20 protein-coding genes are annotated in these 18,998 nt (G+C 70.2%); 12 read left to right on the plus strand and 8 right to left on the minus strand.

Features of this window, described 5'->3' with window-relative positions:
* Positions 1-108: 108 nt before the first annotated feature.
* The 4 genes from IG08_RS0103850 to IG08_RS0103865 all read left to right on the plus strand — a co-directional run bounded on the left by IG08_RS0103850 (position 109) and on the right by IG08_RS0103865 (position 3,784).
* On the plus strand, positions 109-1,278 hold the full coding sequence (locus tag IG08_RS0103850; protein ID WP_030596255.1) for an ArsA family ATPase: 1,170 nt from the start codon (positions 109-111) through the stop codon (positions 1,276-1,278).
* A gap of 57 nt (positions 1,279-1,335) precedes the next feature.
* Positions 1,336-1,821 (plus strand): DUF5304 domain-containing protein, encoded by a 486-nt coding sequence (locus IG08_RS0103855; protein ID WP_030596257.1) that lies wholly within the window; start codon positions 1,336-1,338, stop codon positions 1,819-1,821.
* 123 nt (positions 1,822-1,944) lie between these two features.
* Complete coding sequence (locus IG08_RS0103860) at positions 1,945-2,898, plus strand: ROK family glucokinase (protein ID WP_030596259.1); 954 nt, start codon at positions 1,945-1,947, stop codon at positions 2,896-2,898.
* Between the two features lie 139 nt (positions 2,899-3,037).
* On the plus strand, positions 3,038-3,784 hold the full coding sequence (locus IG08_RS0103865) for an endonuclease/exonuclease/phosphatase family protein (RefSeq protein WP_030596261.1): 747 nt from the start codon (positions 3,038-3,040) through the stop codon (positions 3,782-3,784).
* 98 nt (positions 3,785-3,882) lie between these two features.
* Here IG08_RS0103865 and IG08_RS0103870 read toward each other — a convergent pair whose 3' ends face one another.
* A complete protein-coding gene (locus IG08_RS0103870; RefSeq protein WP_030596263.1) occupies positions 3,883-4,479 on the minus strand; it encodes a hypothetical protein in 597 nt (198 codons plus the stop codon).
* Positions 4,472-5,284 carry an alpha/beta hydrolase gene (locus tag IG08_RS0103875; RefSeq protein WP_030596270.1) on the minus strand — a complete coding sequence of 271 codons (813 nt, stop codon included), beginning with the start codon at positions 5,282-5,284 and terminating at the stop codon, positions 4,472-4,474. The genes IG08_RS0103870 and IG08_RS0103875 overlap by 8 nt, the downstream gene beginning before the upstream one ends.
* Before the next feature lie 159 nt (positions 5,285-5,443).
* On the opposite strand from IG08_RS0103875, the gene IG08_RS0103880 reads away from it, so the two are divergent.
* From IG08_RS0103880 to IG08_RS0103900, 5 genes are all read left to right on the plus strand, one after another.
* On the plus strand, positions 5,444-6,190 hold the full coding sequence (locus IG08_RS0103880) for a lysophospholipid acyltransferase family protein (RefSeq protein WP_030596272.1): 747 nt from the start codon (positions 5,444-5,446) through the stop codon (positions 6,188-6,190).
* Positions 6,191-6,229: 39 nt separating this feature from the next.
* A complete protein-coding gene (macS, locus tag IG08_RS0103885; RefSeq protein WP_030596274.1) occupies positions 6,230-7,447 on the plus strand; it encodes a MacS family sensor histidine kinase in 1,218 nt (405 codons plus the stop codon).
* Entirely contained in the window at positions 7,444-8,118 is a 675-nt protein-coding gene (locus tag IG08_RS0103890; protein WP_030596277.1) for a response regulator, read from the plus strand. Before macS ends, IG08_RS0103890 begins: the two co-directional genes overlap by 4 nt.
* Positions 8,119-8,263: 145 nt before the next feature.
* The gene (locus IG08_RS0103895) at positions 8,264-9,292 is read left to right on the plus strand and encodes a 6-phosphofructokinase (protein ID WP_030596279.1); all 1,029 of its coding nucleotides are present in this window, start codon (positions 8,264-8,266) and stop codon (positions 9,290-9,292) included.
* A 94-nt stretch (positions 9,293-9,386) separates the two neighbouring features.
* Complete coding sequence (locus IG08_RS0103900; RefSeq protein ID WP_030596282.1) at positions 9,387-10,382, plus strand: 2-hydroxyacid dehydrogenase; 996 nt, start codon at positions 9,387-9,389, stop codon at positions 10,380-10,382.
* On the opposite strand, the gene IG08_RS0103905 is transcribed toward IG08_RS0103900, so the two are convergent.
* Entirely contained in the window at positions 10,334-12,214 is a 1,881-nt protein-coding gene (locus IG08_RS0103905) for an anthranilate synthase family protein (RefSeq protein ID WP_030596284.1), read from the minus strand. The genes IG08_RS0103900 and IG08_RS0103905 overlap by 49 nt on opposite strands.
* A gap of 101 nt (positions 12,215-12,315) precedes the next feature.
* On the minus strand, positions 12,316-12,372 hold the full coding sequence (locus tag IG08_RS62940; protein ID WP_071528813.1) for a trp operon leader peptide: 57 nt from the start codon (positions 12,370-12,372) through the stop codon (positions 12,316-12,318).
* A gap of 96 nt (positions 12,373-12,468) precedes the next feature.
* Between IG08_RS62940 and IG08_RS0103910 the strand changes: the two genes are divergently transcribed.
* Positions 12,469-13,821, plus strand: a complete 1,353-nt coding sequence (locus tag IG08_RS0103910; protein ID WP_030596286.1) for a class II 3-deoxy-7-phosphoheptulonate synthase — start codon at positions 12,469-12,471, stop codon at positions 13,819-13,821.
* Between the two features lie 170 nt (positions 13,822-13,991).
* Entirely contained in the window at positions 13,992-14,234 is a 243-nt protein-coding gene (locus IG08_RS0103915) for a (2Fe-2S)-binding protein (protein ID WP_030596290.1), read from the plus strand.
* Here IG08_RS0103915 and bfr read toward each other — a convergent pair.
* Complete coding sequence (gene bfr / locus IG08_RS0103920; protein WP_030596293.1) at positions 14,231-14,710, minus strand: bacterioferritin; 480 nt, start codon at positions 14,708-14,710, stop codon at positions 14,231-14,233. The genes IG08_RS0103915 and bfr overlap by 4 nt on opposite strands.
* Positions 14,711-14,885: 175 nt before the next feature.
* On the opposite strand from bfr, the gene IG08_RS0103925 reads away from it, so the two are divergent.
* Complete coding sequence (locus tag IG08_RS0103925) at positions 14,886-15,530, plus strand: sulfite oxidase-like oxidoreductase (RefSeq protein WP_030596295.1); 645 nt, start codon at positions 14,886-14,888, stop codon at positions 15,528-15,530.
* Between the two features lie 16 nt (positions 15,531-15,546).
* Here the strand turns inward: IG08_RS0103925 and IG08_RS0103930 are convergent, their stop codons facing one another.
* From IG08_RS0103930 to pknB, 3 genes are all read right to left on the minus strand, one after another.
* Positions 15,547-16,020, minus strand: a complete 474-nt coding sequence (locus tag IG08_RS0103930) for a DUF4396 domain-containing protein (RefSeq protein ID WP_030596297.1) — start codon at positions 16,018-16,020, stop codon at positions 15,547-15,549.
* Between the two features lie 68 nt (positions 16,021-16,088).
* On the minus strand, positions 16,089-16,952 hold the full coding sequence (locus IG08_RS0103935) for a deoxyribonuclease IV (protein WP_030596299.1): 864 nt from the start codon (positions 16,950-16,952) through the stop codon (positions 16,089-16,091).
* Positions 16,953-16,986: 34 nt separating this feature from the next.
* Complete coding sequence (gene pknB, locus IG08_RS0103940) at positions 16,987-18,912, minus strand: Stk1 family PASTA domain-containing Ser/Thr kinase (RefSeq protein WP_030596302.1); 1,926 nt, start codon at positions 18,910-18,912, stop codon at positions 16,987-16,989.
* Between the last annotated feature and the right edge of the window lie 86 nt (positions 18,913-18,998).

Below are 18,998 nucleotides of genomic sequence, written 5' to 3' on the forward strand. Positions count from 1 at the left end.
CTTCAGGGCCGAAAGCGGGGGTCTGGGGGCGGCAGCCCCCAGGGACGGGAATGGGAAGGGGCGGCGGGGGCGAAAACCGCAGAGCCCAGCACAGGTACCGTCACCCTCATGCGCACCATCCTGATCACCGGCCCGGGCGGCAGCGGCCGTACGACGATCGCGGCCGCCACCGCGCTCGCCGCCGCCCGCGAGGGCACCCGCACGCTCGTCCTCAGCGCCGACCGCGGCGACACCCTCGGCACGGTGCTGGGGACGCCGACAGGACCGGCTCCGGTGGCGGCCGCCGAGAACCTCACCGCCTGGCGGCCCGACGCGACCGCCGGTTTCCGTGCCGACCTCGCCGCCTTCCAGGAACGCGCCTCCTCCGTCCTCGACCTGCTCGGCGCTTCCCGCCTGGACACCGAGGAGGTCACCCCCCTCCCCGGCGCCGAGGAACTCACCCTGCTCCGCGCGCTGCGGGACGCGACCCTCTCCGAACGGCACGACCTGCTCGTCGTGGACCTTCCCGCGAGCCTGGAGGCCCTCGCCCTCCTCTCGCTGCCCGAGGAACTGCGCCGCTATCTGCGCCGCCTGCTCCCGCCCGAACGGCAGGCGGCCCGCGCCCTGCGCCCCATGCTCGGCCGGCTGGCCGGCGTCCCCATGCCCGCGGAGTGGCTGTACGAGACCGCCGCCCGCTGGGACCTGGAACTCGGCGCCGTGGAAGCGGTCCTCGCCGACCGGGAGACCGTCGTACGGCTGGTCGCCGAGCCCGGCCCCGCCGGCGCCGACGCCGTACGCGCCGCCTCTCTCGCCCTCGCCCTGCGCGGCCTGCGCCCCGACGTGCTGGTCGCGAACCGGGTCCTGCCGGAGGCCGCGGCCGACGGCTGGCTCGCCGGGCCCGTCGCCCAGCAGCGCAAGGTGTTGGACGAGTGGCGGGAGACGTACGACGTACGACCGGTCGCGCATCTGGGCCATGACCCGCGCGGCGTCGACGACCTCACCGCGCTCGCCGTGTCCGAGGCCGGTGGCACGACCTCGGCGGTCGAGTGGCCCGTCACCGACCAGCTGGCCGAGGACGGCGTGCTCGTCTGGCACATCCCGCTGCCCGGGGCGATACGCGACGAGCTGGACCTGATCCGGCGCGGCGACGAACTCGTCCTCACCGTGGGCCAGTTCCGCCGGATCGTGCCGCTCCCGTCCGCCCTGCGCCGCTGCACCGTCGACGGGGCGGCCCTGCGGGAGGGCGAGCTGCGGATCCGGTTCGCACCCGACCCGGATCTCTGGCCGCAGACACGGTGAACCGGGTACGCCCGTTCGGGTAACGTCGTAGAGACGAACCGTAGTCAGGAGTCCGTCATGAGCGAAGAGCTCCCCCCGTCAGACGCCACCAAGGATGAGGCCGTCGACGAGGTGCGGGCCACCGACGCCGACGCGTGGTCGACGGCGTGCGCCGAGGACCTCGCCGCGGAGAAGGCCCGCCGCCGCGCCGAGTACGGCCCGCCGCCCGGCTCGGCCGCCGAGGAACTGCGCAAGCTCGTCGACGCCGTCACGGACAAGCTGTCGACCATCCAGTCGCCGCTGTTCGGGGCGGTCGCCGGACCCGCCGCCCAGCAGGTGGTCAAGCAGGTCGTCCAGCAGGCCAAAGCCGCGGTCGAACCCGTCATCGAGCGCAATCCCGACGTCTTCGACCATCTGGCCGCGGCGGGCAACGAACTCCTCGCCGCCTACCGCTCCGCGGTCCAGGCCCAGGAAGAGCGCTGGACGAACCGCGACACCGACCTGAGCGGCCGCGACGACCGCGGCGACGAGGCCGGTCCCGGGGAACGCATCGACTTGGACTGAGTCCTTCGGGCGGGGTCTCCTCGGTGCCGCCCGGGCCCGCCCACGGGGCGGACGACGGGAACCTGACGGCAGGGCCTCGGGTACGGTTGGCCGTAGCGGGGCTCGACCGAAACTGAGGGATTCATGGGACTCACCATCGGCGTCGATATCGGCGGCACGAAGATCGCGGCCGGCGTGGTCGACGAGGAGGGCAACATCCTCTCGACCTTCAAGGTGCCGACCCCGGGCACGCCCGAGGGCATCGTGGAAGCCATCGCCTCCGCGGTGGAGGGCGCGCGCGCCGGGCACGAGATCGTCGGCGTGGGCATCGGTGCCGCCGGTTACGTCAACCGTCAGCGCTCCGAGGTCTACTTCGCCCCCAACATCGACTGGCGCAACGAGCCGCTGAAGGAGAAGGTCGAGGCCCGCGTGGGCCTCCCGGTCGTCGTCGAGAACGACGCCAACGCGGCCGCGTGGGGCGAGTACAAGTTCGGCGCCGGCAAGGGCCACCGCAACGTCATCTGCATCACGCTCGGCACCGGCCTCGGCGGCGGCATCATCATCGGCAACAAGCTGCGCCGCGGCCACTTCGGCGTCGCCGCCGAGTTCGGCCACATCCGCATGGTCCCGGACGGGCTGCTGTGCGGCTGCGGCTCGCAGGGCTGCTGGGAGCAGTACGCCTCCGGGCGCGCCCTCGTGAGGTACGCCAAGCAGCGCGCCAACGCCACCCCCGAGAACGCCGACATCCTGCTCGGCCTGGGTGACGGCACCCCCGACGGCATCGAGGGCAAGCACATCTCCATGGCCGCCCGTCAGGGCGACCCGGTCGCCGTCGACTCCTACCGCGAGCTCGCCCGCTGGGCCGGCGCCGGTCTCGCCGACCTCGCCTCCCTCTTCGATCCGTCCGCCTTCATCGTCGGCGGCGGCCTCTCGGACGAGGGCGAGCTGGTCCTCGACCCGATCCGCAAGTCCTACAAGCGCTGGCTGGTGGGCGGCAACTGGCGCCCGGTCGCGGACGTCATCGCCGCCCAGCTGGGCAACGAGGCGGGCCTGGTGGGCGCGGCGGACCTGGCGAGAGAGCCCGACCCGATCATGTAATCGGGCGTTGACCGGACCTACCCAGGGGCGCGGGGCTGGATGAACATGCGGCTCCGCCGCGTGGGCGCGACAAGCCACGACGAACCGGCAGTCGCCCATCCACCTCGCGCCCCGAGCTATTCGGCGTAAATTGATCCACATGCCGCCGCTCCCCAATTCCCGCACAGAGCCCGACGGTTCCGCGGTCATCAGGATCCTGAGCTACAACATCCGCTCGATGCGGGACGACACCGACGCCCTGGCAAGGGTGATCAGCGCCTGCGAGCCGGACCTCGTCCTCGTCCAGGAAGCCCCCCGCTTCTTCCGCTGGCGCAAGAAGCTGGCCAGGCTGGCGGCGGCCTCCGGACAGGTGATTCTCACCGGGGGCGGCACCGCCGCGGGACCGGCGATTCTGTGCACCCTGCGCGCTACCGTCGAGAGGGCGGAGGACGTCCTGCTCCCGCTCACCCCGGGTGAGCACCGCCGCGGCTTCGCCACCGCGGTCGTACGCTTCGGCGGTGCCCGGATCGGCGTACTGAGCTGTCACCTCTCGCTCCGGAAGGACGAGCGCTACGACCAGTCCGGCATGCTTCTCGACCGGCTCGCCGGAATGGGCGTGGAGCACGCCATCGCGGGCGGCGACCTCAACGAACGCCCCGGCGGCCGCACCTTCCGGCGCCTGACCGACGCCCTCCAGGACTGCTGGGCCACCGCCCCCTGGGGCGCCGAGCACACCTGGACCCGCGACGCACCACACCGCCGTATCGACGCGATCTTCGCGACGAAGGGAGTGGAGGTGCTGGGCTGCGGGGTGCCGTCGGGGCTCCCCGGCGTGGCCGAGGCCGATCTCAGGAGGGCGACGGATCACCTGCCCGTACTGGCCGTCCTTCGCGTGCCCGCGGCCTGAACCGGATCCGCCCCTGACGGAGTCCGGAGCAGCCACCCGAAGCCTGCGAGGCCCTCCGGGCCGAGCAGTGCGAGGGTGGCGTCGAGAGGCCGCCGGCGCTAGACGACCGCTCCGCGCCCCGGATCCTCGTCGTCCTCGTCGTCCGCCCGCATCCGCATCACCAGCGTGGCGAAGCCGCCCAGGAAGCCGCCGATGCCGACCGTGGTGAGCCACCAGGTCATCTCCCAGCCGAGCAGGACGGCGAGGAGCAGCAGGATCGGCCCGCCGAGCACGCCCAGCCAGGCGAACTTCGCGGTGGCGTCGGCGGCGGGCAGCGGCGGCGGCTCCGGCGGGACGAAGTGGCCCTCGTCGTCCTCCTCGAAGTCCTCGTCCGACGGCTCGGGCGTGCTGTAGTCGCGTGGGCCGCCGACACCGGGCGCGAAGGAGACGGAGCCGCCCAGCGGCTTCGCCGGCTTCTCCTCCTTCTTGAGCTGTTCGGGCTTCTCGGGCTTCTCGGGCTTCTCGGGGCGCTCGTCGTTCGTCTCGGGCTCGAGCAGCGCCAGGTCCTCGACGGACTTGAACGGCTTGGAGCCCGGCGGGTCCGGCGGCTCCTCGCCGTACCCTTCGACGATCGCTGCCCAGGCGGCCTCCTCGTCGAACGGGACGCCCTGCTCGTCCGGCTCACGGTCCTCGCGGTCGGAGTCGTGCTCAGCCACGTGCGGCCGTCCCTTCCTGCTGGCTCGTCGGGCCCTCGTCGGCCGCCTCCTTGCCGACACCGGGTGCGAGCCGGTCGATGAAAGCGAGGCTCTCCTCGAAAATCCGGTCCGCGTCGTGGTCCAACGTCGCCACGTGGTAGCTCTGTTCCAGCACGGTCTCTGTTACGTCCGTGGACGAGACCCGGCTCAGTACGCGCGCGGAGTCGGCCGCCGGCACCACGTGGTCCTCGGCGCTGCGCAGGAGCAACAGCGGCTGGGTGACCTGCGGCAGCTCGCCGTCGACCAGCCGGAAGAAGATCCGCAGGGAGTGCGCGGCGTGCAGCGGAACCCGGTCGTACCCGAGCTCGGTGCCGCCCTCCTTCTTGATGTCGCTGGCGATCCCCGGCGTCGTACGGATGAGGTGCCGGGCCACCGGAAGGGCGTACGCGGCGAGGCCGTGCACGCGGTTCGCCGGGTTGACGACCACGACGCCGTCGACCGCGTCCCCGTGCTTGGCGGCCAGCCGCAGCGCCAGGGCTCCGCCCATGGACAGGCCGAACACGAACACCTTGGTGCAGCGCTCGCGCAGGGTGCGCAGCTCGCGGTCCACCTCGGCGTACCAGTCCTGCCAGCCGGTGAGCTGCATGTCCTCCCAGCGGGTGCCGTGCCCGGGCAGCAGCGGCAGTGAGACGGTCAGCCCGTGCCCGGCGAGGAACTCCGCCCAGGGGCGCAACGACTGGGGGGAACCGGTGAAACCGTGGCAGAGGAGGACGCCTGTCTCCCCGCCCTCGTGGCGGAACGGCTCGGCTCCGGGGAGGACCGGCACCTAGGTCTCCTGTTCATGAGAGGGGCGTGAGCAAGTCCAGGTGTGGTTCACCGTACGCGACCCCACTGACACCGACCAGGGTCGTCGGGTTCATTGACAGTGCTCCGGGTTAAGGTCTGATCCACGGACACAGGAGGCACGCGGGTGTTGTACGGCACGATGAAGGTTGCCATCGGAGGGCCGCTGAAGGTCGCCTTCAGGCCCTGGGTGGAGGGCCTGGAGAACATTCCGGCCGAGGGCCCCGCGATCCTGGCGAGCAACCACCTGTCGTTCTCCGACTCGTTCTTCCTGCCCGCGGTCCTCGACCGCAAGGTCACCTTCATCGCGAAGGCCGAGTACTTCACCACGCCCGGGGTGAAGGGCAAGATGACGGCCGCCTTCTTCAAGGGCGCCGGCCAGCTCCCGGTGGACCGCTCCGGCGCGCGTGGCGCGGGCGAGGCGGCCATCAAGGCAGGCATCGAGGTCCTGGAGCGCGGCGAGCTGTTCGGGATCTACCCGGAGGGCACCCGCTCGCCCGACGGCCGCCTCTACCGGGGCAAGCCGGGCGGCCTCGCGCGCGTGGCGCTCGCCACCGGCGCGCCGGTCATCCCGGTCGCCATGATCGACACCGAGAAGATCCAGCCGCCCGGCAAGGTCATGCCCAAGCTGATGCGCCCGGGCATCCGCATCGGCGAGCCCCTGGACTTCACCCGCTACCAGGGCATGGAGCACGACCGCTTCGTCCTCCGAGCGGTGACCGACGAGGTCATGTACGAAATCATGAAGCTCTCCGGTCAGGAGTACGTCGACATCTACGCGACCGCCGCCAAGCGGCAGCTCGCGGACGCGGCGAAGGCCGAGAGGGAAGCGGAGAAGGCGGCCAAGGCCGCACTCGTGCAGGCGGAGAAGGAGCGGTCCGGGTCCTAGGATCCTGGGACAGAGCAGTCCGGGCCGGGGGTGGGGGATATGACCAAGCGTGAACGCGTCATGCGCATGTCGGTCGAGCAGCCGCTGTGGCGTGCGCTCACCGCGTACCGGGTGCTCACGATGCTGTACGCGGTCGGGCTCTTCGCCACCGCGTACGACGAGTTCACCCGTCCCTGGGTCGCCATCACCTACTACTGCGTGCTGTCGGTCTGGACCCTCGCCACACTTCCCAGGGTCGCGAACGCGGCCAGCTGCACCAAGCGGTTCCTCGCCGCCGACCTGACCATCGCGCTCACCGGCATCCTGCTCACGCCCGTCGCCGACGCGCACGAGCGGATCGTCGAGGGCGGCCCGACCCTGCCGTCGATATGGACCGCGGGTTCCGTCCTGGCCTTCGCGATCAAGGGCGGCTGGCGCTGGGCGGCCTTCGCCTCCACCGCGGTCGCCGCCGCCAACCTGGCCGAGCGCGGCGCCCCGGCCCGCGACACCGTCCACAACGTGATCCTCGTCTGGGTCGCCTCCATCGCCATCGGCTACGTCGTCGAGGTCGCCCGTGCCTCCGAGCGCACCCTCGCCCGCGCCCTGGAGATCGAGGCCGCGACCCGGGAACGCGAGCGGCTGGCCAGGGACATCCACGACAGCGTGCTCCAGGTGCTGGCCATGGTGCAGCGGCAGGGCGCGGTCATCGGCGGTGAGGCGGCCGAGCTGGGCCGGATGGCCGGCGAGCAGGAGGTCGCGCTGCGCACGCTGGTCTCCGGCGGCCTGGTGCCCGTCTCCCGGGTGTCGGAGGACGAGGCCGAGGGGGCGGTCGTACGGGCCGTGGATGAGGAGTCGGACGACCTCGGCCCCGTCGACCTGCGCGCACTGCTCGCCCCGTACGCCTCGTCGAAGGTCAATCTCGCCGAGCCCGGCGCGCCCGTACCGCTGCCCCCGCCGGCCGCGAAGGAGCTGGCTGCCGCCGTGGGCGCCGCTCTGGACAACGTCCACAAGCACGCCGGGGAGCACGCGCGCGCGTGGATCCTGGTCGAGGACGAGCCCGACGAGGTGATCGTGACCGTACGGGACGACGGACCCGGTATCCCCGAAGGCCGGCTCGCGCAGGCCGAGGGGGAGGGGCGGCTCGGGGTGGCCCTGTCGATCCGGGGCCGGTTGCGCGAACTCGGCGGCAGCGCCGAGGTGATCTCGATTCCCGGGCAGGGCACGGAGGTCGAGCTGAAGGTACCGAAGGTCTCCTGGGGGAAGGCAGGGAAACGATGAGCGACAAGGACCCGATCAAGGTCATGGTGGTCGACGACCACCCCATGTGGCGCGACGCGGTCGCCCGCGACCTGGCCGAGTCCGGCCTCGACGTGGTCGCCACCGCGGGCGACGGCGACCAGGCCGTACGCCGGGCCAAGGCCGCCGGGCCCGACGTCCTCGTGCTCGACCTCAACCTGCCCGCCAAGCCCGGCGTCCAGGTCTGCAAGGAACTCGTCGGCCACAACCCGGCCCTGCGCGTCCTCGTCCTGTCCGCGAGCGGCGAGCACGCCGACGTACTGGAGGCGGTGAAGTCGGGGGCCACCGGCTATCTGCTGAAGTCGGCCTCGACCGAGGAACTGCTGGACGCGGTGCGCCGAACGGCGGCCGGTGACCCGGTGTTCACACCGGGGCTGGCCGGACTGGTCCTCGGCGAGTACCGCCGCCTGGCCTCCGACCCGGCACCGGCCGCGGACAGCGACGCGCCCAAGGCCCCGCAGCTCACCGACCGCGAGACCGAGGTGCTGCGCCTGGTCGCCAAGGGCCTGAGCTACAAGCAGATCGCCGAACGCCTGGTCATCTCCCACCGGACGGTCCAGAACCACGTCCAGAACACCCTGGGCAAGCTCCAGTTGCACAACAGGGTGGAGCTCGTCCGGTACGCGATAGAGCGCGGACTCGACGACGAGTGACGCACCAAGAGTGACGCACGGACTTGACGCCGGGTAAATCAACCGCCCGAGGTTTCACCGGAATTGCCCTTCCCACCCATCCCTGTGTGACCTGGATCACCATTAGCGTGGCTTCACCAGGCAACCGCGGCGAAGGGACATTTCCATGCGGGTCGGAGTACTGACCGGAGGCGGCGACTGCCCCGGACTCAACGCCGTCATCCGGGGCATCGTCCGCAAGGGCGTACAGGAGTACGGCTACGACTTCGTCGGCTTCCGGGACGGCTGGCGAGGGCCCCTCGAAGGCGACACGGTGCGCCTCGACATCCCCGCCGTGCGCGGCATCCTGCCCCGCGGCGGCACGATCCTCGGCTCCTCGCGCACCAACCCCCTCAAGCAGGAGAACGGCATCCGCCGGATCAAGGAGAACCTCGCCAAGCTGGAGGTCGAGGCGCTCATCACGATCGGCGGCGAGGACACGCTCGGGGTCGCCACCCGGCTGTGGGAGGAGTACGCCGTGCCGTGCGTCGGCGTGCCGAAGACCATCGACAACGACCTGTCGGGCACGGACTACACCTTCGGTTTCGACACGGCGGTCGGCATCGCGACGGAGGCGATCGACCGGCTGCACACCACCGCCGAGTCGCACATGCGGGTGCTGGTCTGCGAGGTGATGGGCCGTCACGCCGGCTGGATCGCCATCCACTCCGGCCTGGCCGGTGGCGCCAACGTCATCCTCATCCCCGAGCAGCGCTTCGACGTCGAGCAGGTGTGCGCCTGGGTGACTTCCCGCTTCAAGGCGTCGTACGCGCCGATCGTCGTCGTCGCGGAGGGTGCGATGCCGAAGGACGGCGACGTGGTGCTCAAGGACCAGTCGCTGGACTCCTTCGGACATGTGCGGCTGTCCGGCGTGGGCGAGTGGCTGGCCAAGGAGATCGAGAAGCGCACCGGCAAGGAGGCCCGCACGACGGTCCTCGGGCACATCCAGCGCGGCGGCACCCCCAGTGCCTTCGACCGCTGGCTCGCCACCCGCTTCGGGCTGCACGCCATCGAGGCTGTCCGCGACGGCGACTTCGGCAAGATGGTCGCCCTGCGCGGCACGGACATCGTCCGCGTCCCGATCTCGGAGGCCACGGCCAAGCTGAAGACGGTGGATCCGAAGCTGTACGAGGAGGTCGGGGTCTTCTTCGGCTGACCGGCTGACCGGCTGACCGGCTGAACCGGCAGGCCTGGGTTATGGGCCGTATATTCGGCGTATTCGGCCCATAATCGCCAGGACGGGAGCGGTCGTGGAGATCCTTGCCTTCGGTGTCCAGGCTGACGAGAAGCCCCTGATCGAGCACGCCTTCGCCGACCACCACGACGTCCGCTGCCTGGACGTCTTCCTCAACGAGGACACCGCCCCCATCGCGGCCGGCTACGAGATCGTCTCCACCAGCGTCAACGCCGAACTCGGCGCGCGCGTCCTGCAGACCCTCGCGGCCGGCGGCACCCGGATGATCGCCCAGCGCTCCACCGGCTTCAACAACATCGACCTCAAGGTCGCCGAGCGCCTCGGCATGACGGTCGCCCGGGTCTCGTACTACTCGCCGTACTCGGTCGCCGAGTTCGCCTGGACCCTCGCCATGGCGGTCAACCGCCGTGTCGTGCGCGCCTCCACGCGCACGCGTGACTTCGACTTCCGCCTCGACGGCCTGATGGGCCGCGACATGCACGGCCGCACCGCCGGCGTCCTCGGCACCGGCAAGATCGGCGAGGCCTTCACCCGGATCGCCCACGGCTTCGGCATGAGGCTGCTCGGCTGGGACGTCGCCGAGAACCCGGCCTGTATGGAACTCGGCATGAAGTACGTCCCCAAGGAGCAGCTCCTCGCCGAGTCCGACCTGGTCACCCTGCACGTCCCTTTGATGCCGGAGACCCAGCGCCTCATCGACGCCGACGCCCTGAAGGCGATGAAGGACGACGCGATCCTGGTCAACTCCAGCCGCGGCGGCCTGATCGACACCGCGGCCCTCGTCGCCGAACTGCGCGAGGGCCGCTTCTCGGGCGTGGGACTGGATGTGTACGAGGCGGAGGCAGGGCTCTTCTTCCTCGACAAGTCCCTGGAGGCGATCGAGGACGACACCCTGGCCCGCCTGGTCACCTTCCCGAATGTCCTGGTCACGTCCCACCAGGCGTACTACACCGAGGACGCCGTCGCCCAGATCGTCGACGCCACGGTGAAGAACGTCCTCGACTACACGGCCGGCCGCCGCTCGGAGAACGTGCTCGTGCCGCGCAGCTGACCGACGAGCTCCCGCACGACGGTGGCGCCGTTCAGCGTCAGCACCGACTCGGGGTGGAACTGCACACCGGCAAAGCCCGGCCCGCGCAGGGCATGCACCTCGTGCGTGGAGCTCCGGCTGACCTCCACGCCGTGCGCGGCCAGCTCCGCCGCCGTCTCGTCGTCGCACCGCGCCACGAAGCTGTTGTAGAAGCCGACGGTCTCCGGCCGTCCGAACAGGTCGACCGTCGTCTGCGCACCCTGGTACGGCACTTCCTTCCGTACGATCTCCAGCCCCAGCTCGGCCGCGATCAGCTCGTGCCCGAGGCAGACGCCGAGCACACCGTGCCGGTTGTCCCGGAGCGCCTCGGCGGTCAGGGCCCGCAGGAACCGCATCTTGGGGTCGTCCGGGTCCGAGGGGTCACCCGGCCCGGGTCCCAGCACGACCGGCCCCTCGTGCGCGAGCACCGCCTCCCGCAGCCCCGGCTCGTCGTACCGGCGCACGGTCACCTCCAGGCCGCTCGACCGCAGCACGTGCGCGAGCATCGCCGTGAAGGTGTCCTCGCCGTCGACGACCAGGGCATGGCCGCTCAGCTCTTCCGACCGCTCCTGCATCCGCAGCCAGAAGGGAGCCAGGGACGTCCGGCGCCCGTCCAGCGCGGCACGCACGCGTGGGTCGTCGGCGAGGCGTACGCGCGCGTGCTCCTCGCGCGGACGGGACGGTCGTACGCCCAGAGCCGCGAGCACACCCGCCGCCTTCGCATGCGTCTCAGCCACCTCGCTCGCCGGATCAGAACCGCGGACGAGGGTCGCGCCGACCGGGACGCGCAGGTGTCCGTCGGAGGAGATGTCGGCCGTACGGATGAGGATGGGGGAGTCGAGGGTCTGCGCCCCGCCGGAGTCCCGCCCGATCAGCGCCAGCGCACCCGCGTAGTAGCCGCGCCCGCCGACCTCGTGCCGCTCGATGACCCGGCAGGCGTTCTGCACGGGCGAGCCGGTGACGGTGGCCGCGAACATGGTCTCCTTGAGCACCTCGCGCACGTCCAGCGAGGACTTCCCCCGCAACTCGTACTCGGTGTGCGCGAGATGGGCCATCTCCTTCAACCGCGGCCCGATGACGACCCCGCCCATGTCGCCGACGGTGCACATCATCTTGAGCTCCTCGTCGACGACCATCGACAGCTCCTCGATCTCCTTGCCGTCGGCGAGGAAGTCGAGCAGGTGCTCGGGGGTGGGGCCTTCGGCGGGATAGCGGTACGTCCCGCTGATCGGGTTCATGACGACGGTCCCGCCGGACATGCGGACGTGCACCTCGGGGCTGGCGCCGACCAGCGTCCGCTCCCCGGTGTGCACGACGAACGTCCAGTACGCGCCCCGCTCGCCTTCGAGGAGCCGCCGGAACAGGGCGAGGGCGTCGGCGCGAGAGAACCCCGGGATCCCGCCCTCGTACGTCCGCCGGATCACGAAGTTGGCGCCCTCGCCCTGCCCGATCTCCTCGCGCAGCACGCGGCCGACGATCTCGGCGTATTCGTCGTCGTCGACGTCGAAGCCGCCGTTCTCGACCCGCACGTCATGCGCGGGGAGCTGAGCGAGGGCCTCCTCCAAGGACAGCGTGTGTGTCTCCTCGGGCGTCAGCACCGCCAGCGGCGTCCCGTCGTCGCGGACGTCGAAGCCGCGCTCGCGGATCTGCCGGAAGGGGACGAGCACGAGGCCCTCGTCGGGGAGGTCGGCGAGACGGTCGTACGTGCTGACCGGGCCGAGGAGCAGCTCGACGGTGTTGTCGTCGTGGCCGGGGGTGCGGCGACGCAGCAGGGCGAAGGGGCGGGGATCGTCCAGCAGGTCCGGCAGGTTCATGGATCGGTCATCCTTCTCGATCGGTTCGATGGAGAGGAGCGACCCCGGAAACGCCGAAGGCCGCCCTCGGGCGGCCTTCGCGAAGTCTTGCGTACGCGCAGTCAGTGGGCCGCCGGATGAGCGGTCCACCACCAGTTCTGGGTCGAGTGCGCGAACATGCGACGCACCTTACCCCACGCGCACCTGAGCGTGGGGGCGTCTCACCTGTCGAGCCGTGCGAAAACGACTCGACACGACCCCGTAATGTTGAGGGCGTGACCGTGAACGCTAAGACCAGCGCGAGCGCTGGCAACACCTGGCGAGACCTGCCCGCGGCGCAGCAGCCCGAGTACCCCGACACCGAGGCTCTGCGCGCAGTCGTTGCGGAGCTGGAGTCGTATCCGCCGCTCGTCTTCGCGGGCGAGTGCGACCAGCTGCGCGCCCGGATGGCGGCCGTCGCCAAGGGAGAGGCGTTCCTCCTCCAGGGCGGCGACTGCGCCGAGGCCTTCGATGCGGTGTCCGCCGACCACATCCGCAACAAGCTCAAGACCCTGCTCCAGATGGGCGCCGTGCTGACGTACGCCGCCTCGGTGCCGGTCGTGAAGGTCGGCCGGATCGCCGGCCAGTACTCCAAGCCGCGCTCCAAGGGCACCGAGACCCGCGACGGCGTGACCCTGCCGACGTACCGCGGCGACTCGGTCAACGGCTTCGACTTCAACGAGAAGGCCCGGATCCCGGACCCCGAGCGCCTGAAGCGGATGTACAACGCGTCGGCCTCAACGCTCAACCTGGTGCGCGCCTTCACCACCGGCGGCTACGCCGACCTGCGCCAGGTGCATGCCTGGAACCAGGACTTCGTGAAGTCGTCCCCGTCCGGCCAGCGCTACGAGCAGCTGGCCCGCGAGATCGACCAGGCGCTGAACTTCATGCGGGCCTGCGGGACCGACCCGGAGGAGTTCAAGACCGTCGAGTTCTACTCCTCGCACGAGGCGCTGCTGCTCGACTACGAGTCGGCGCTCACCCGCGTGGACTCGCGCTCGGGGCAGCTGTACGACGTCTCCGCGCACATGGTGTGGATCGGTGAGCGCACCCGGCAGCTGGACCACGCGCACATCGAGTTCGCCTCGAAGATCCGCAACCCGATCGGCATCAAGCTCGGCCCGACGACGACGGCCGAGGAGGCGCTGCAGTACATCGAGCGCCTGGACCCGGACCGCGAGCCGGGCCGGCTGACCTTCATCGTCCGCATGGGCGCCGACAAGGTCCGCGACAAGCTGCCCGAGCTGGTCGAGAAGGTCACCGCCTCGGGCGCGACGGTGGCCTGGATCACCGACCCGATGCACGGCAACACCTACGAGGCGGCCTCCGGCCACAAGACCCGCCGCTTCGACGACGTGCTCGACGAGGTCAAGGGCTTCTTCGAGGTCCACAAGGGTCTGGGCACCCACCCGGGCGGCATCCACGTGGAGCTCACCGGTGACGACGTCACCGAGTGCGTGGGCGGCGGCGACGAGATCTTCGTCGACGACCTGCACCAGCGCTACGAGACGGCCTGCGACCCCCGGCTCAACCGCAGCCAGTCGCTCGACCTGGCGTTCCTCGTCGCGGAGATGTACCGCGACCAGTAGTAGATCAGCAGGCGGTCCGCCTGTTACAGGGACGTGAAGTGGGGCGTGGATCACATACGATCCACGCCCCACACCACTTTTACGGTCCCTGTGGGACGGGTAAGGTTAGGTTAGCCTCACCGATTAATCGGGACGGCACGACCTTCAATCCCGTCGGGGAGGTGACCCGCGTGTACGTCTGTAACTGCTTCGGTGTGACCGAGGCGCAGGTGAAGAAGCACGCGGAGGACGGCGCCGGCACTCCCCGCCAGATAGCTTCGGCCTGCAAGGCGGGCACCGACTGCGGGTCGTGCGTACGCCGTATCCAGGCTCTGCTGGGCCGGGGCGCGTGTCCCCGCCGTGAGCTGGCCGACCAGGGCCAGCCGGTCCTGTCGGAGCTCTCGGACCTTTCGGATCTCGAGGAAGCCGCTTAGCTCTCCGGCTGCTCGATCAGCTGCGCGATGTAGAGCGCCTCGCCGAGCTTCTCCACCAGCTCCAGCTGGGTGTCGAGGTAGTCGATGTGGTGCTCCTCGTCCTCGAGGATCGACTCGAAGATGTTCGCGGACGTGATGTCGCCCTTGGCGCGCATCACCTCGATACCGCGCTTGAGGCGGTCGATCGCCTCGACCTCGACCTGCCGGTCGGCCTCGAACATCTCCTTGACCGTCTGGCCCACCCGTACATGGAAGAGCCGTTGGTAGTTCGGCAGCCCGTCCAGGAAGAGGATCCGGTCGGTGAGCACCTCGGCGTGCTTCATCTCGTCGAACGACTCGTGGCGCGTGTACTTCGCGAGCTTCGTCCAGCCGAAGTTCTCCTGCATCTTCGCGTGCAGGAAGTACTGGTTGATCGCGGTGAGCTCGCCGGTGAGCTGCTCGTTGAGGAATTCGATGACCTCGGGGTCGCCCTGCATCGCAGAGGCTCCTTCCAACCGTGGGGAACTGGCAGGTTGCGCCGCATCCTTGCACCGGTCACGAAGATCGTCCAGTAAGTCTTCACTTAGTAAGTAAGGGCATGCTTAGTTCTAATTGCCCGATTTGGGTGGGGGTTGGTCATGTGCACTGCCCTGGGTCTGTCAGGATGGAGTCATGGGTCAGCCGGTGGAAAACGAATCGGGAGAACGCGATTCGGGAGGAACGCACTCCGAGCTTCCGCCAGGACAGCGACTGCAGCGCGGCTGGCCGGTCACGCACTACGGACCGGTCCCCAAGTTCCGCCCCGAGCGCTGGGAGTTCCGGGTCTTCGGTGCCACCGCGGACGGTGAGAAACACTGCTGGAACCATGAGGAGTTCACCGCTCTGCCGTACACCACCGTCGTGGGCGACCTGCACTGCGTCACGAAGTTCAGCATGGTCGGCGCCGAGTGGGGCGGCATCCCCGCTCGTACGATCCTGGAGATCGCCCCGCCCGCACCCGCCGTCACCCATGTGATGGTGTGGGCGGAGTACGGCTTCAGCTCGAACCTCCGCCTCGCGGACTTCGCGTCCGGGCGCGCGATCTTCGCGACCCACAAGGACGGCGAACTGCTGACCGCGGAGCACGGCTTTCCGCTCCGCCTGGTCGTCCCGCATCTGTACGCCTGGAAGGGCCCCAAGTGGGTCCGCGGCGTGGAGTACATGACCGCCGACCGCCGCGGCTTCTGGGAGGAGCGCGGCTACCACAACGTCGGCGATCCCTGGAAGGAACAGCGCTACTCCTACCAGGAGGAGCCCGGGGACGGCCCCGAGCTCTGACTCCCGGTTCCTCGGGTCAGTGGTGGTACTGATGCACCACGGCGTGGCCCTTGCCGCGGCCGATCGTCCACTTGTTGACCGGCGTGGTGATCACGAAGGCGACGACCAGTGAGATCGCGAGCGCGCCCCAGAACAGCAGGTCGTCCAGCGAGGCGTCCATCGCGCCCGGCCACAGGACGATCACGCCGTTGTCGACCAGCTCCATCACGGCGATCGACAGGGTGTCCGCGGCCAGTGCCACCCGGACGGCCGCGCGGAAGCCGACGCCGGCCTTCAGGACGCCGCGCAGGGTGAAGGAGTAGCCGAAGAAGAACGCCAGGACGACCGCCAGAACGGTGGTGGGCAGGTTGTTCCAGCCGAGCGCCGTGCCGATGACCATGCCGAGCACCTCGCCGATGGCGCAGCCGGTGAGGCAGTGCAGGGTGGCCTGGACGGCCACGGCCCAGGTGGCGGCGGGTGCGTGGTGGTGCGCGTGTGTCTCGTGCTCCATGGGTACCCCCAGTGTCGCGGCTTCTGCACTCGATAACCACATACCCCCTAGGGGTATTCCGTGACCCGCTACCCGTGCCGGAGTTTCTTCAGTCGCTCCACGTCCGCCGCGTGCCCTTCCTTCCCACCGGGCGTCTCGATGATCAGCGGTACGCCCTCGGTGGCTGGGTGGGTCATCAGAGCGCGGAACGGGTCCTCGCCGATGTGGCCGGCGCCGATGTTCTCGTGGCGGTCCTTGTGCGCGCCGACCACGTCCTTGGAGTCGTTGGCGTGGATCAGCTTGAGGCGACCCTCGCCGACCGTGTCCACCAGCAGGTCGAGCGTCTGGTGCATGCCGGACGGGCCGGTCAGGTCGTGGCCCGCCGCGAAGATGTGGCAGGTGTCGAGGCAGATCCCCAGCTTGGGATGGGCGTCCAGCGCCTCGAAGTACGGCCCGAAGTCCCAGGTCCGAGAGCAGAGCGAGGCGCCCTGTCCCGCCGTCGACTCCAGGAGCAGGAACGGGTCGTCGTCGTGGGTGAGCTCGTCCAGCAGTGGCAGCATGTGCTCCCGCACCTGCCGCAGGGCCACGGATCGCTCCCGCCCGCCCGTCGCGCTGCCGGTGTGCACGACCACGCCGAGGGCGCCGATCTCTCGTCCGCGCCTGAGCGAGTGCCGCAGCGACTCCACCGACTTCTCCACGGTCGCCTCGGTGTGCGAGCCGAAGTTGATCAGGTAGGGGGCATGGACGTACGCCGGGATCGACTCGGCCTCGCACACCGCGCGGAACTCCTCGTCCTGCCGCGGATTGCCGGTGGGCGTGGCCCAGCCGCGCGGGTTGGCGACGAAGACCTGCACGGTCTCGGCCTTGAGCTCATGGGCGTACGACAGTCCTACGGAGTGGAGACCGCCGGCCACGGGGACATGGCCGCCGACGGGGTTGCGCTGACTCGTCACCCTCTCAGGGTGTCATGCGGTCCCTCGTGTTCTGTCAGCGGATGGTGATCGTGATCGTCGACCCCTTGGGGGCCGTCTTCCCGCCCTTCACGGACTGCTTCTTCACGGTGTCGCCGAACAGCCCGAGCAGACCGCGGTCCTCGTCGACCTGGAAGCCGGCGGCCTCCAGCTCGGCCTTGGCGTCGTCGACGCTGTCGCCGACCACGTCCGGGACCTCGACCATCTCAGGGCCCTTGGAGATCGTCAGTGTCACGGTGTCGTCCTGGGCGGCCTGGCTGTCGGCCTCCGGCGTCTGCCGGGCGACCTGGCCCTGGTCGTACTCGGAATTGATCTGTGCGGCGGCGACCTTCACGTTCAGGCCCGCCTCCTCCAGGTCCGCCTTCGCGTCCTCGATGCTCTCGCCGGTGACGTCCGGGACGTCGATCGGGCTGCCCTTGCTGACAGTGAGCGCGATCGCGGAGCCCGAGCGCAGTGTGGTGTCGGCCGCGGGGTCGGTGCTGATCACGAAGCCCTTTGTGACGTCCTCGCTGAACTCCCGGGTCACCATGCCCGGTTGCAGTCCGTCGGCCTTCAGCCGGTCCCTGGCCTTGGCCAGGCTGTAGCCCTCAACATTGGGTACCTTCACCGTCTCCGGGCCTCTGGAGATGGTGAGCGACACGGAGTCGTTGTCCCTGATGCGGGTGTTCACTCCGGGGTCCGTGCTGATGACCTTGCCGCGCTCCACGGTGTCGCTGTAGGCGTACGTGATCTTCCCGGTCTCCAGGCCGGCCGCCTCCAGGCGGTCCCGGGCCTGCGTCTGTGTCTTCTCCAGCAGCGCCGGAACCCGGGTGAACTGGCCGGAGTTGATGTACCAGACGCCCGCGCCGAGGCCCAGGATCAGCAGAAGGGCGGCCGCGATCGCGAGCGGGCCGCGCCGGGAGCGCGACGAGCGGCGGCGCGGCGGCAGGGGCGGTGGGGTCTCCAGACGGCTGGTGCGGTGGTGCACCGGCTCGTCCTCGTTGACCGGCAGTGGCCGGGGCACGGTCAGCGAGCGCGGGATCACGCTCGTGCGGTCCTCGGTGATGCTGTGCTGCACGGAGAGTGCCTGCGGCGGCACCAGGTCCAGCTGGTCCGCGCTCAGCCTGGAGCGCGTCTCCCGCGCCTGCGCGAGCAGCGCCACGGCGTCGTACGGACGCAGGCCGGGGGTGCGGGCGGTCGCCGACGCGACCAGCTCGTCCAGTTCGTACGCCAGCCCCGGAACGGTGGCCGAGGGCGGCGGGACGTCCTCGTGGAGATGCTTGTAGAGGACCACGGCGGGGGAGTCCCCGGTGTGCGGCCGGTCGCCGGTCAGCATCTCGTACAGGACGACACCGCACGCGTAGACGTCGACGCGGGCGTCGGCGACGCCGGGCTGCTCTATCTGCTCGGGCGCGAGATAGGAGACGGTGCCGAGCACGGCGCCGGTGGTGCTGGTGACGGTGTCCACGGAGCGCACCAGTCCGAAGTCGGCGACCTTGACCCGGCCGTCGTCCCCTATCAGCACGTTCTCCGGCTTCATGTCCCGGTGCACGAACCCGGCACGGTGCGCGGCGCCGAGCGCGGCGAGTACCGGCTCCAGGATGTCCAGCGCGGCCCTCGGCTGCAGGGCTCCGCGGTCGCGCAGCACGTCACGCAGGGTGCACCCGGCGACGTACTCCATGGCGAGATAGACGTACGACCCGTCGGTGCCCTGGTCGAAGACCTGCACGACGTTCGGGTGGGCGAGCCGGGCGACGGACTTGGCCTCCCGGATGAACCGCTCGACGAAGGTGCCGTCGGCCGCGAGGCCCGGGTGCATCACCTTCAGCGCGAGCACACGGTCGAGGCGGGTGTCCACGGCCCGGTAGACCGTGGCCATCCCGCCGACCGCGATCCGCGCGTCCACGCGATAGCGGCCGTCGAGCACCTGCCCGACCAGAGGGTCCTGAAGGGTCGTATCCACGCAGGTGAGTGTACGAGCCGCCGCTGACAGACCATCCGTTTCCTGCTGGATCGGAGCGGGACTGCAGCCGAGCTGTGACGGACGTC

The sequence above is a fragment of the Streptomyces fulvoviolaceus genome (assembly GCF_000718165.1).
GTDB lineage: Bacteria > Actinomycetota > Actinomycetes > Streptomycetales > Streptomycetaceae > Streptomyces > Streptomyces fulvoviolaceus.